Annotated in this window: 13 protein-coding genes; 11 read left to right on the forward strand and 2 right to left on the reverse strand. The window is 42.1% G+C overall.

The window, feature by feature from the left end:
* Window positions 1-61: 61 nt before the first annotated feature.
* The 3 genes from ACNKW3_RS04475 (at window position 62) to ACNKW3_RS04485 (ending at window position 2,435) form a co-directional block, all read left to right on the forward strand.
* Window positions 62-781 (forward strand): FadR/GntR family transcriptional regulator, encoded by a 720-nt coding sequence (locus tag ACNKW3_RS04475; RefSeq protein WP_427398184.1) that lies wholly within the window; start codon window positions 62-64, stop codon window positions 779-781.
* Window positions 782-825: 44 nt separating this feature from the next.
* Entirely contained in the window at window positions 826-1,593 is a 768-nt protein-coding gene (locus tag ACNKW3_RS04480) for an SDR family NAD(P)-dependent oxidoreductase (protein WP_427398066.1), read from the forward strand.
* Window positions 1,594-1,727: 134 nt separating this feature from the next.
* Window positions 1,728-2,435 carry a sulfite exporter TauE/SafE family protein gene (locus ACNKW3_RS04485; RefSeq protein WP_427398067.1) on the forward strand — a complete coding sequence of 236 codons (708 nt, stop codon included), beginning with the start codon at window positions 1,728-1,730 and terminating at the stop codon, window positions 2,433-2,435.
* Between the two features lie 15 nt (window positions 2,436-2,450).
* Here ACNKW3_RS04485 and ACNKW3_RS04490 read toward each other — a convergent pair whose 3' ends face one another.
* Entirely contained in the window at window positions 2,451-3,278 is an 828-nt protein-coding gene (locus tag ACNKW3_RS04490; RefSeq protein WP_427398068.1) for an AraC family transcriptional regulator, read from the reverse strand.
* A gap of 240 nt (window positions 3,279-3,518) precedes the next feature.
* On the opposite strand from ACNKW3_RS04490, the gene ACNKW3_RS04495 reads away from it, so the two are divergent.
* Genes ACNKW3_RS04495 through ACNKW3_RS04530 form a run of 8 tightly spaced genes read left to right on the forward strand, consistent with a single transcriptional unit; the run spans window position 3,519 to window position 11,833 of the window.
* A complete protein-coding gene (locus ACNKW3_RS04495; protein ID WP_427398069.1) occupies window positions 3,519-4,052 on the forward strand; it encodes a hypothetical protein in 534 nt (177 codons plus the stop codon).
* On the forward strand, window positions 4,030-5,382 hold the full coding sequence (locus tag ACNKW3_RS04500; RefSeq protein ID WP_427398070.1) for a hypothetical protein: 1,353 nt from the start codon (window positions 4,030-4,032) through the stop codon (window positions 5,380-5,382). The genes ACNKW3_RS04495 and ACNKW3_RS04500 overlap by 23 nt, the downstream gene beginning before the upstream one ends.
* An 18-nt stretch (window positions 5,383-5,400) precedes the next feature.
* On the forward strand, window positions 5,401-6,843 hold the full coding sequence (locus tag ACNKW3_RS04505; protein WP_427398071.1) for a tetratricopeptide repeat protein: 1,443 nt from the start codon (window positions 5,401-5,403) through the stop codon (window positions 6,841-6,843).
* Window positions 6,844-6,864: 21 nt separating this feature from the next.
* Complete coding sequence (locus ACNKW3_RS04510; RefSeq protein ID WP_427398072.1) at window positions 6,865-8,853, forward strand: SUMF1/EgtB/PvdO family nonheme iron enzyme; 1,989 nt, start codon at window positions 6,865-6,867, stop codon at window positions 8,851-8,853.
* Window positions 8,854-9,000, forward strand: coding sequence for a hypothetical protein (locus ACNKW3_RS04515; protein ID WP_427398073.1), 147 nt, complete (start codon window positions 8,854-8,856; stop codon window positions 8,998-9,000).
* Between the two features lie 20 nt (window positions 9,001-9,020).
* Entirely contained in the window at window positions 9,021-9,797 is a 777-nt protein-coding gene (locus ACNKW3_RS04520; RefSeq protein WP_427398074.1) for a MotA/TolQ/ExbB proton channel family protein, read from the forward strand.
* 12 nt (window positions 9,798-9,809) lie between these two features.
* Entirely contained in the window at window positions 9,810-10,880 is a 1,071-nt protein-coding gene (locus ACNKW3_RS04525; RefSeq protein WP_427398075.1) for a vWA domain-containing protein, read from the forward strand.
* On the forward strand, window positions 10,877-11,833 hold the full coding sequence (locus ACNKW3_RS04530) for a hypothetical protein (RefSeq protein ID WP_427398076.1): 957 nt from the start codon (window positions 10,877-10,879) through the stop codon (window positions 11,831-11,833). Before ACNKW3_RS04525 ends, ACNKW3_RS04530 begins: the two co-directional genes overlap by 4 nt.
* Here ACNKW3_RS04530 and nagA read toward each other — a convergent pair.
* Window positions 11,817-12,980, reverse strand: coding sequence for an N-acetylglucosamine-6-phosphate deacetylase (nagA, locus tag ACNKW3_RS04535; protein WP_427398077.1), 1,164 nt, complete (start codon window positions 12,978-12,980; stop codon window positions 11,817-11,819). The genes ACNKW3_RS04530 and nagA overlap by 17 nt on opposite strands.
* Between the last annotated feature and the right edge of the window lie 31 nt (window positions 12,981-13,011).

Consider the following 13,011-nt stretch of genomic DNA (forward strand, 5'->3'; position numbering starts at 1 on the left):
AGGGCTGTGACACTCGTTCAATATAGTAGTATGATATCGGCGAAACTTAATGGAAGAGACTATGGCGCGAATAGAAAATCTAAACTTGTCACAACGAGTTACTAATGAACTTGGTAAAGCAATTGTTGCAGGCGAGTATGACACCAAAACTGGCTTGCCAACTGAAGCTAAGCTTTGCGATGAATACGGCATTAGCCGAACGGCTGTGCGAGAAGCGGTAAAAATGCTGGCAGCAAAGGGTCTTATTTCATCAAGGCCACGCCAAGGTATTCGTGTTGAACCTGCTGAAAATTGGAACTTATTTGATACCAGCGTACTGAAATGGTTGTTAGAAAGTAGTCCATCTCTGTTGGTGTTAAAAGAGTTTTTGCAGATGCGCCATACTATTGAGCCACAAGCAGCAGCTTTGGCCGCTAAGAGTGGTGACAGTGCCGCGATTGATGAAATTCGTAAAGCAGTAGAAGAAATGAAACGAGCCGCAAATGAACCTGAAGGTGATATCCATGATTCGGACTTGGCCTTTCACACTGCAATTTTGAAAGCCAGCGGTAACCGATTCCTTTATCAGATGAGAGATTTTATTTCTACTGCATTGCATGTGAGTATTCAGCATACCACGCCGGCTAAGGGAAATAAGGTAAGTATTGCCGAAGACCACTATAAAATTTATGCCGCTATAGTAAATGGCGAATCAGATCGCGCCAAGAATATGATGACTTATCTCATCGATGAAGCCATGGCATTTATAGAGTCTGAAATTAAACGTACTAGTGCCCAGTAAACAAGCTGAAACTCAGTTAACAAGCTAAAGTGAATTATATTAATATGAGTCAAATTGCGTCATATCCTAGTTTGAATAATAAAACTGTGTTCATAACGGGCGGTGGAACTGGGATCGGTGCCGTTATGGTCGAGCGTTTTTGCCAACAAGGTGCAAAGGTTGCTTTTGTTGATTTAGTGGTCGATAAAAGTTTAGCACTTTGTTCGACGTTAAAGGGCCAATATCAGCATGATCCTTTGTTCCTTGAGTGCGACATTAGAGATGCATCAGCACTAAAAGAATCCATCAATACATTTCAACAAAAACTGGGTGATATCAGTGTGCTAATCAACAATGCAGCAGATGATACTCGGCATCAGGCTGATACTCTTAGCGAAGACGCTTGGGACAACTACATGGCTATTAATCTTCGCCCTTGTTTTTTCGCTACCCAAGAAATTATTCCGCAGATGCAGCGGCTGGGCGGTGGCAGTATTATCAATATGGGTTCTGTCAGTTGGCGCAAGAAACAAACCTGCATGCCAGCATACACCACGGCAAAAGCAGCTATCGAAGGCCTAAGTCGCACAATGGCGGCGACTTATGGAAAAGACAATGTGCGAGTGAATACCTTAATACCAGGCTGGGTAATGACGGAACGTCAAATGACTCGTTGGTTGAATCCAGATATTGTCCAAGAAGTGCAGGAAAGTCAGTGCATAAAGAAAACATTGCAACCAGATGATATCGCGAACGCCGCACTTTTCCTTGCTTCAGAAGACAGTAACATGCTAACAGGACAGAGCATTATTGTGGATGCTGGCTGGGCCTAATCAATAAAACTAAATATTTTACTAGAAAAATACCTCATTTCTTGAGATAAATAATATTGTATTATTAAAATTACAAGTCCTGCCGCTACTAGTTGGCGTTTGGTTGCGAAGGGCGTTAGCGGTGGGACGGTAGATTGCACGAATTCGTTTGGGTTTACTTAGTATTAATTTTAGGCGCGTGCTTGCAGAGTATGATTGGCTTTGGGCTTGGTCTTTTGTGCGCTCCTGTCATATATATGATCTATCCTGAATTAGTCCCCGGACCCATGATCATGAACGCCCTTTTAATTACCTCAATCCTAAGCGTGAAACACAGAGCTAAAATTGATTTTCACCAAACAGGCTTTTCTATAATGGGGGGAACCGCTGGTGTATTAGTTGCTGGCGTGGTTATGTTATTCATCGATTCTCATCAATATCAATTGCTGTTTGGTATATCTATTTTAGTTGCGGTCGCCTTATCTTTAGTTGGGATAGCCCCAAGGGTTAGCATAATTTCTAATTTAATAGCATCGATGCTGTCAGGTTTTTTAGGCACTACAACTTCAGCGGGTGGTGCGCCCATGGGCCTGTTATATCAAACCGTGCAAAAGGAAAAAATTAAGGCCAACTTGAGTATCTTTTTTACTTATATCAACTTATTCGCAATTATTGTGCTTTCACTTGCAGGCGTTATTGGTTTTTCAGACTTTGTTTTATTTCTATATTGTATACCGGCACTTCTGGTTGGTTGGATTTTGGCCATCTATATCAACCGTAGGATTAATGAAAAGCTTATTCGTACTCTAATCCTTACTATCGCTAGTCTATCAGGCCTAATGTTAGTTATTTTTAGAGGTTAACTTACATTTTAAACACTATGGGTTTTTCTTGTCAGCCAGCCATTGTTTTGGTGATAAACCTGTTCTCTTTTTGAATACCCGAGCCAAAGAAGAAGCATTTTCATAACCTACGGCTTCGGCAACTATCGTAACAGGTTTATCTTTGAGAAGCATGTTCTGGGCTTTGCTAATTCTTAAGTCAGTTAAATAGTCTAGAGGCGGAAGCCCCAAGGTTTGTTTAAACAAACTGGCAAATTTAGAGCGAGACATGGCAACTTTGTTTGCCATACTTTCCACCGTCCAATGTGACTCCGGTGATTCGCTTAAGGCCGAAATCAACGACATGATAGCGGGTTGAGTGGCGGCAGTGAACTGCGACAAGTTGACTCTGCCGGTGTCGACGACATAACGGAGCAATCGCATCATGAAAATATCGCACAGACGATCGATTATCCATTGGCGGCCTATTTCTTCTTCAAAGGCTTCGCTGAATATTTCTTCGGTGATAGTTTGCAATGGAGGAGCTTCTGAAAGAGGAACCCACAAAAATCTTGGTAATTGTTCGACCAACAAATGTTGTTGACGACGGTCAAAGTGGATATTGGCACATACCACAACCGCTTCTTCAGAATCTTCAATAAAAATGCGATGTACACAGCCTGCAGGGAAAAATATGATGGTGGGTTTGTCCAGTACCACGGGTTGAGAATCAGCCAGCATAACCGTCATTTTGCCAGATTTTAAAAAATGCAGGTGGGCAAAGCCTTTACCTTCGGACGAGGTGAGAAGTCCGCATAGACCACCACTGTAAAAAACCTCAGCGCGCAAATCTAGGTCTTGTAAAAGTACACTTAGTGTATCCATATACCCTCCATGATTGGATTTATACGCTTAGTACCCCCATTAAAAAGCGCGACTTTCAAAATCTAACAACGTAGGAAAATACCACTGATACACTAGTTGCGCAAATAGACTAAACTATAGGAACCGTCTTATTTACAAAATCTCACAAATTTTTCATTGCAATACTTAGGTGAAAATTTGATTATGAACCTTTGGCTAGCTCAAACCTCTAATAACTAACGTAATTTAAGTGAATTTAAAATGAATATATTTAATAATTTATCGATGTTTGTTCTGGTTGTTACTGTAGGGCTAGTTTCGGGGTTACAAACCGCGCAGGCCTCAGATGAAGTCGTTAGTGCCTATGAATGCACACAAGTAAGTTTAGACGACATAGACGAATCATTGTTGACTAAAGAAGAAAAACTAGCGCTTATGGAACAAGGATTAAAGCGGTCAATAGACAGCTATGCAACCTGTGTGGGTAAGGTGCAGCAACAACAAGCGTCTGGAGGCGCAGGTGGCGGCTTAGAAGGTGAAGGCGACGGAAATGAAAGTGCTAGTGAAGGTAATCAAGTAGCGAATTCAAATTCCAATAATGGTGATGCGCCACCGCAAGAGGTGAACACACCAACGACTGAACAATCTCAAACTACGCCCGCCCAGCGTAAAGTCGGCAAGCCGAAAGATAATGATTCAATTATCTGTCAATTACTTTGGGAGGAAATTCAAACTGCTCCCGAGGATAAATTAGCAGGTTTTAAAAAGCAGTATGCTGAATACAAATGTGGATAGTAAAGATATGAATAATGGAAGCTCTTCGAAGATAAAACAAAATAAGATGTATGTCCTGCTGCTGGCAATAGTGCTGTTTGTTTCGGCTTGTCAATCGACATCCACCAGAAATCAACCTTTATTAGTAGGTCCTGTAGCACCGGAAACCTCGTCAAAACATCAGCAAAAAAATGTCGCATCCTTACAAAACGCTAATGTGTTTTTAGATGTGGCGGTGCCTGTGTTCGACCCAGGTTTTCCAATGCAGTCGAATGGCACTGATATTGACTATGAAGAGATGGATGACGAAGGGATTTGGCCACAATTAAGACGCACTGAGGCTAAATTGTTTGCGGTAGAAACAAAAAAATCTCTGGAAAATACAGGCGCTTTTGGTGCAGTTAGTGTGGTACCAGATGCCAATACTTCAGCAGACGTGTTCGTGTTGGGAAAAATTCTGCATTCAGACAGTGAAGTTGTTGAAATGGAATTAACGGTTGTAGATGCCTCTGGAGAAATTCTTGGTATCAAAGAGTTCGAACACGAAGTGGATGAAAGCTTTATTAAAGATCAACGAAACGCTGGGAAAAATCCGTATCAGCCGATTTTCGATCAAGGGCGTGATTATGTTGTCGCTCTATTGAGTCGTCTATCAGACGAAGAAAAGCAAGAAATTAAGAATGTAGCGACAGTACGTTATGCTCGTTATTACAACCCGGACGAGTACAGCCAATATTTAAGTACAGAGATTGAACGTAAAAACCGACAGCGTTACTATAAGTTTTCGTTAGAAGGGATGCCGGCGGAGAACGATCCCATGTTAAATAGGATCGAAGATTTACGCGCTCAAGAATTATTGTTTGTAGATCGTTTGCAAGATCAATACGATACTTTTTATGCAGAGACTAACGATGCCTACTACACTTGGCAGCGGGAAACTTTACCCGAAATTATTGCGCGCCGAGAAGCACAAACAGAACGTAACATTAAAGCAGGTTTAGGCGTAGGATTGGCTATTCTGGCAGGTATTTTGGCAAATAAATCGTCAGACTCAAGTGCTTCTGGGAGTTCAACCAGGGGGGGCGCAGAAGCCGCTGGAGCAGTACTTGCTGGGGTAGGGTCCATGATTGCCATCAACGATGCATTCCAAAGTAACAGTGAGATGAAAGTGCAATCAGCTATTATTGAGGAAAAAGGCCAAGCTGTTGATTTAACGTTAGGTCCTACAGAAATGAAGTTTGCAGATCAAATCATAGAGTTAAAAGGTACCGCCAGTGAGCAATACATGCAATGGAAACAGCATTTGCGAGATATGTACGAGCTGGAAAAAACCCCTGACGTTCAGTTGTGATAGGAGAATAGATAAGCAGTGAGTGAACAAAAGGGAAGTTCAGCTGATGAGCAAATATTAGCTCGCCAACAACAGATGCAAAAAAAGCTCAAAACCGGCGTTTGGGTTGCTTCTGGTGTGATCTTACTTTTTCTCATTATTTTTTGGGTGCGGCAGTGGGTAGTTAATCCCACCATTGAGGCCGCGCCTTCAGATATTGATGAACCTATAGTTTCACTTTCTTCTGAGCAAGCCGAAAGTGCTCGCAGAACATTTCGTGAGGCCTTGGCCGCGTTTGAGCAAAACCTGCAACCACAGCTAGAACAAAAGGATTTAGTGCAATGGGCGCAAAGCAGAGTAAATGAGTTGGTCACCCTCAAAGAAATTGCGTTAACCAACTTTGCGTCATCTAAGTATCATTTAGCCTTAAGTCAAATTGAGCAATTGGAAACATCTGCACTAGCACTAATTGAAGATTGGCAATCCAATTATCAGATTGCGTTACAGCAGAGCCAAGATTATTTAGCTCAAGGCAATATCAGTCGTGCGCGCTTAATGTTTCAGCAAGCCCAAAACATTATGCCAATGGGACCTGGTAGTGAGGAGCTTAAAGCCCAGCTAGATAATTTTGACCGGCTAGCGGATTTAAATTACCAGTTAGGTATCGCAGAAGTTGAAAACAATCTTGATCGTCAGGCCCAAATGCTGACAGAGCTAGTAAACTTGAGCGTGTCCAAAGAGCCCTACATCGAAAAACTGCAATCTGTGCAACGTCAAATCAAACAACGTGATCTATCGGCCTTATTGGTGCAGGGCAATCAAGCGCTTACCCAAGACAATTTATTAGCGGCACAAAAAGCCTATCAGGCAGCGTCTAAACTTGAACCTACAGCAATAGGTGTAAAGCAACTTGGCGCGGCTATTCAATCTAAACAAAGCAAAAGTCGCCTTACGGAAGGATTGGCTCAACTTGAAGCTTTAATTAACGAGCAAAATTGGTCTCAAGTAGAGACATTGTCTAGTGCGTTAGCCAAGCAATATCCAGAAGAACCTAAATTTGCCAAAGCCCTAGAACAAGCCAAAGCTATAGGTGCACAGCAAAAACGTTTGGCTCTATTTTTATCTCGTCCAGAACGTTTAGCTGATGCTGGTATTCGAGAGTCGGCGGTACAAAGTTTACAGCAAGCGTTGCCTTACAGCATCGATTCATCAGCATTGACGAGCCAAGTACAGCAACTGGCAGCCTTAATCGACCAATACCAACAACCGATTCAGGTGCAAATTCAATCTGATGGTGCTAGTTATGTGTTGGTGCTAGGTGTGGGGCATGTGGGTGAAATTGAAAATAAGACGATTGAACTTAAACCGGGTAAGTATACGTTAGAGGCGAGACGCAAGGGATATAAATCGAAACGCATACCCATAGAAGTCTCAGAGGGCAAAGACAATAGTTTCTATATTGCTTGCGATGAGCAAATTTAATCAGCACAAATTGGAAATCGAATGGTTGAATTAGATAAAAGAATTAAACAGGCCCAGAAAAAAAATGCTGCTGTATATGTCGTTCTAGCCTTGCTTACCTTAATGATTCTAATCGGGGTTTTCACTTGGGTGTTTTTGATTAATGGGTATACATTATTGGTAGGTCCCAACGACGCGACCAATAACTATAGTACGCACTCTGTTTCAGGTTCCTATTATCGGTATAACGATAACGTCTATGTATATGGCACAGATGCGAGTTTTTATGTTTCTTCGCCAACCTTCGAGCAAGTTAAAGTTGAAATTAACGCTCAAACCCCTAGCAACATTGAAGTCATATTACCGCCTTCTCCCGCTACCTTATTAGCAGAACTTGATATTCCAGGGGATACCAATTGGTTTGTGGATGATTTAATGGTTCATGTGGGTAATAGTTTAAATTATAAGCTTCCCCATGGTTCGCATAAATTACGTCTTGAAAATCCCTATTACCAACCATTTGAACAACAACTTGAGTTACAACGAGGCGAAAAGCATTATCTCACGCCTAATTTGAGCTTGGTGCAGGGAGAGATTTCGTTAGACGCGGTTCCAGAGGGAGCGACCGTCGAGCTAAACGAACAACAATATCCCCTTCCGTTAACGCAAGCTATCTCCGGCGGGAAATATCAAGTTAAGATTAGCAAACAAGGTTTTAAACCTATTCAGGACAATATCGAAATTTCTTGGCAATATCCAAATCAAACACGTCGCTATCAACTAGAGCCCGCAGATGCCATCTTGCAACTCTCAACCAAGCCCTCTGGTGGTGTACTGTTGGTAAATGGTATTCAAAAGAGCACTAACACCATCACTATACCAGCCAATACTCAGATCAATCTGCAATATAGCAAACCTGGCTACTTTACGTTTAACCAAAGTTATCGCCTTACGCCTGGGCAACAAAAAGAAATAGACATTTCTTTGAAAGAGGCTATAGGCAAACTGAATATTACATCGAACGTAGTGGCAGAAGTCTCTATTGATGGAAATGTAAGGGGAACAACGCCTCTTGAACTTAGTTTACCAGCGGTCGATTATCAAATTCAGTTAAGAAAACAAGGTTATAGAAGTATTTCTGAATCTGTTGAGGTAAGCGCTAATAAAACAACGAATCACAGATTCAATTTAATAACCGAGTATGCTGCGCGCAGAGCTGAAGGTAGACCAACTGCGATTAGTCAGTTAGGCATAAGTATGCTGAGATTTCGGGGAGAACCCTATGTCATGGGATCGCAACCAAATACGCCGGGCCGTCGTCGCAATGAGCACCCTGTTCAAGTCAAACTAAGCAAACCATTTTGGGTAAGTACCCATGAGATCACTGAGCAGCAATACGGGGCTTTCAACGGCAACAAGCTATCCAGTCAGAAGCCACAAACGAATGTGAGTTGGATTGATGCGGTAAAATTTACTAATTGGTTAAGTCAACAAGAGGGCTTGCCTCCTTTTTACGTAATTAGAGGCAACCAAGTAGTAGCCGTCAACTCAGAGGCAAGCGGATATCGATTACCTACGGAAGCGGAATGGGAATGGTTAGCGAGCAAAGCTCAACGATCTGTAGCCACTATTTATGTGTGGGGTAACGCAAGTAAAATTCCCCAAGAGGCGGGCAATTTCGCTGACAAAAGCCGTAAAGGACAACAACCCATTATTTTAAGTGACTATGATGATAAAACGGCAGATGTCGCTAATGTGGGTAGTTTCAGACCGGATCGTGTCGGTCTCTACGATCTGGCTGGCAATGTTAGTGAATGGGTGCACGATAGTTATACTAATAGTATTCCCGATTTGAATAAGGTTCATGAAAACTATTTAGGTGCAAGTCAGGGGGATTTACATGTTACCAAAGGCGGAAATTTCACAACCGGGCAATTAAGAGATTTACGTGCAGCCTACAGAGAGCCAGCAGACGCTGCTTCTAATACTATAGGTTTTAGAATCGCACGTTATGTATTGGAGGATGAATAAATGCTAGCTGAAAAGATTAAGAAATATATACTCCACTGGCGAACAAAGCTGGCCGTAGTCATTATTGCATTATTTATTGGCTTGGGCGCATTTGCAGCTACTCAAATTAGCCTAGACTCGCCCGCCACCTTACCCAGTGATATTTAGATCTTAAGAGACAAATATAAATGAATAGCAGAGATAAAAATGCCAACATGAATCCTTCCCCTTTGATATCTCTTGGGGTTTTTCTGGCAATAGTGGTAATTGTACATTTGTTTTATCAGGGCATTGTGCGGCCGAATGCCGAAGCCGCAATTTTTGCACAGGGCAGTGGTGCAACGACAAATCTGTGGGTAATTTTCAAAGATTTTGAACAACAGGCTTGCGTCACTATAGGTCTTTTTTGTGCATTTTTAATTGGCTACAAATATCAGCGTATAGTATTTAGAGAAGAGCCATTGTTTACTATGGATTATCTTCAGTCATATGACAAAAATGATACCTTAGACGTAAGTAAAGCAATTAACGAACTTGAAGCGAGTGCTTACTCACAAAATAGTTCCATGCAAACATGGATAAACTGTTTAAGACGCTTTAAGAATACCCACAATGTGCAACATGCGGCGGATGCGATTTCAGATAGTGTCGATTCTTTGGCTGCCCAATTAGAATCTGGTAATAGCATGATTCGTTATTTTATTTGGGCGATTCCAAGCATAGGTTTTATCGGTACAGTTCGAGGCATAGGCTCTGCGTTGGCTAAGGCTGAAGAGGCTGTGTCCGGAGATATTACCGGAATGGTTGATAAATTAGGCGTTGCCTTTAATTCAACGTTGGTATCTTTGCTTATTTCTATTTTATTGATGTTTGTGCTTTACGTTCTGAACAATCGACAAGATGAGATGGTAATAAATACAAAACGAAATTGTGAAAAGCACTTACTTTCTCATCTTCAACAATAATCCATGTAATTTATGACTAATAAACGGCGTGAAGAGGGATTCAATTTATCGTTTTTAGATGTCATGGCCTGTGGTCTTGGCGCCGTTATTCTGATTCTCATTTTGGTCAAATTTAACGATAACAGCAATATCCCGGTAGATGAGTTACAAAAGTTACAACAGGAATTAGCCGCATTAGAAGACCAATCTATTGAGCTACAACAAAGCCTCTCTACTGAACAAGATAAAACGGCTGCAAAGACCGCTGATCTAGAAGCATTAAAACGTCTACTCGCTCAATTAAAATTACAGCAGCAAGATACCAATCAAGCGTTAAAAGACCAACTTGCTGTAATAGCAGATTTAGAAACAGCCATAGCAGCAATAGCGGCGGAAACTGCTAATGATCCAATCGCAACACCTGATTCTAAAGAAGAAACTTACCTTGTCGGATTAAAAGTTGAAGGACAAAGGGTAGGAATTTTAGTGGATTCAAGTGCTTCCATGACGGCTGAGTCGCTAATTGAGATTATTCGTCGAAAAATAGGTTCAGATGTAGAAAAACAAGCGGGAGCAAAATGGCAAAGGACATTGCGAACCGTTAGATGGATTCTTGCTCGCTTACCTCAGAATGCCCAGTTTAGCTTGGTTTCCTTTAATAGTAGTGCTACCACTTTAGGTAACACGAGTCGCTTACAAGCATCCAGTGAACAAGATCTTCAGCAGGTCATGACTGAACTCAATGCATTGGTACCCCAAAACGGTACAAACTTGCAAGCAGCCTTGAACGAAATTAGACGCAGTATGCCCAACATGACTCATCTATATATCATTACCGATGGGTTACCAACACTAGTCGAAACGGGAGCGGGGTTTCCGACTTCACGAAGTTGCAAGCCCTATCAAGGTCAACAGGCCACCATTACCGGCCAGTGTAGAATGGATGTCTTTGCGCACACCATGAAGACCAATCCACTAACAGGCGTGGTGACAAATGTTATTCTTTTTCCATTAGAAGGTGATCCTTCTGCACCGAGCGCATACTGGGGTTGGGCGCAACAAACCCGAGGGACTTTTATTGCGCCAGCAGGTACCTGGCCATGAGAAAACAAAGAGCGCCCATCGAGGTGTTTAGTTTGTCATTTTTGGATGTGATTTCCTGTGCATTTGGAGCAGTTGTGATGCTAATTCTGTTAGCTCGCAATGGCGATGATGGAGAATATAGTGATGTGTCACAAATCTCTACTGTATTAACCGCCATTACCCGTGCAGAAGCCAGTGTTTCGACCTTACAATATGCCATCGATAGCGAACTTGATAAGCAAAAACAAGCTGAAGCAGAAACTGCTAGCAACGCTACTCAGGCTGAGGCGCTTGAGGCGACTATTGCACGAGCCCAAAATCAGCTTAAGCAATTGACTGACAAAGCAAGCGGTTTAGAAGTCGTGGAACAGATGCGCAAACAAGCCGCCATTTCCCAAGGAAATGCAGATCAAAGAGATGAGGAAGTCGGAGGAATCCCAGTAGACAGCGATTACATTATTTTTATCGTCGATACTTCAGGGAGTATGAAATCTATGTGGAATAAAGTACTCGCTAAGTTAGACGAAGTGTTAGAAATCCATCCAAAAGTTAAAGGGTTTCAGGTGCTGTCAGACAATGGTGAGTACTTACTAAGGCGCTCAATTGGTCAATGGCGTACCGATTCAAAAGCCACAAGGAGCGGTATTTTGCGTGCCATGCAAAATTGGAACGGTTCGTCCAATTCATCGCCTGTTGAAGGCATAGAGGCGGCATTAAAAACCTACGCATCTAAAACTGATTCCTTGGCGCTTTATGTTTTTGGTGATGACTTTAATGGCCCATCCTATGATCAGGCATTAGAAGACATAAACAAATTAAATACAGATCCGAGTTCAGGTAAGAAAATTGCCCGCATTCATGCCATAGGTTTCACGCCTGCTACAATAGGAATAACAGGCGAAATGATGAAGTTTTCTACTCTAATGCGTGAAGTGACACGACAGAATAACGGTACTTTTATAGCGCAATATTAATCTCAGGCGTTGCCATTTCTGCTAACAGCGACTTGCCTCTGTAAATGTTTTGTGTCACTTCAAAACGCTGATTAAAACTAACAAAATTAGCTTGATAACCGGGCGCTATTTTACCTAGGCTACGGCTAGATTTTAAAAACTGGGCTGGGGTGCTTGTAGCCATTTTTATCGCATCAATTAGTGGAATATCCAAACCTATATGACAATTTGTTATCGCACTCATCATATCTAGGGCCGAGCCAGCTAAAACACCATCGGGAGTGGTCAACTTTCCGTTAACCTTGGTAATTAATTGTTCATTAAAGACCAATAAAGAATCCTCAGCATCCACATGAGACATGGAATCAGTCACTAGCATTATGCCATCGGGTCCTTTACTTTGAATCGCTAAGATACAGTTCTCATCATGCACGTGAAAATGGTCAACAATAAGACCGGCGATGCTGGGTTTATCCAAAAGCGCGGCGCCGACGACACCCGGTTCTCGACCTCGAATACTAGACATTGCATTGTATAAATGTGTAAATCCGCTAGCGCCAGCTGCCAAGGCGTCTTTGGTTTGTCTATAACTAGCGTTAGTGTGTCCAATGGCAACTATAACACCTTGTTTTACCAATTGACGGATTTGTTCTGGAGGCACAATTTCAGGCGCAAGGGTTACAATTTTTAGGCCTAAATCTTGTCGTGAAAAAAGCTGCATTTCTTGATCAGATAACGGTCGTATAAAGCAAGCTGGATGAATCCCTTTCTTATCAGGATTTAAATGGGGACCTTCAAAATGAATACCTAAAATACCGGGCTCTTCGATTGCAATAGCTTCAGCCACAGCGTTGGCACAATCTACCATCACTTGATAGTCATCAGAAATAACAGAAGGAAGCATGGCACAGGTCCCATACTTGGCATGAGCATCGCGCATTTTACGCAGGGTAGTAAGACTCGGTTGGTGATTGAATAAAACACCACCTCCACCATTCACTTGAGTGTCAATAAATCCAGGAGAGGTGCACCCTTGAAGTATAATATCAGCTTGATCCGGTGTCCCTCCAACGATGGAACAGATAGTGCCATTTTCCACACCTATTAACTGTCCTCGATACCATTTATCGTTGAGTAACACATTATTTGCAAAGTAAGTCGTTTGCATTACCAACTCCTTTTAACTAGAGAACTTGGTG

The sequence above is a fragment of the Glaciecola sp. 1036 genome, from assembly GCF_050306235.1.
Taxonomy (GTDB): Bacteria; Pseudomonadota; Gammaproteobacteria; order Enterobacterales; family Alteromonadaceae; genus Glaciecola.

Excerpts from the sequence above, each read along its gene's own strand:
- ACNKW3_RS04475 (WP_427398184.1), top strand. The coding sequence starts at position 62 with ATGGCGCGAATAGAAAATCTAAACTTGTCACAACGAGTTACTAATGAA.
- ACNKW3_RS04480 (WP_427398066.1), top strand. The coding sequence starts at position 826 with ATGAGTCAAATTGCGTCATATCCTAGTTTGAATAATAAAACTGTGTTC.
- ACNKW3_RS04490 (WP_427398068.1), bottom strand. The coding sequence starts at position 3,278 with ATGGATACACTAAGTGTACTTTTACAAGACCTAGATTTGCGCGCTGAG.
- ACNKW3_RS04495 (WP_427398069.1), top strand. The coding sequence starts at position 3,519 with ATGAATATATTTAATAATTTATCGATGTTTGTTCTGGTTGTTACTGTA.
- ACNKW3_RS04500 (WP_427398070.1), top strand. The coding sequence starts at position 4,030 with ATGCTGAATACAAATGTGGATAGTAAAGATATGAATAATGGAAGCTCT.
- ACNKW3_RS04510 (WP_427398072.1), top strand. The coding sequence starts at position 6,865 with ATGGTTGAATTAGATAAAAGAATTAAACAGGCCCAGAAAAAAAATGCT.
- ACNKW3_RS04515 (WP_427398073.1), top strand. The coding sequence starts at position 8,854 with ATGCTAGCTGAAAAGATTAAGAAATATATACTCCACTGGCGAACAAAG.
- ACNKW3_RS04520 (WP_427398074.1), top strand. The coding sequence starts at position 9,021 with ATGAATAGCAGAGATAAAAATGCCAACATGAATCCTTCCCCTTTGATA.
- ACNKW3_RS04525 (WP_427398075.1), top strand. The coding sequence starts at position 9,810 with ATGACTAATAAACGGCGTGAAGAGGGATTCAATTTATCGTTTTTAGAT.
- ACNKW3_RS04530 (WP_427398076.1), top strand. The coding sequence starts at position 10,877 with ATGAGAAAACAAAGAGCGCCCATCGAGGTGTTTAGTTTGTCATTTTTG.
- nagA (WP_427398077.1), bottom strand. The coding sequence starts at position 12,980 with ATGCAAACGACTTACTTTGCAAATAATGTGTTACTCAACGATAAATGG.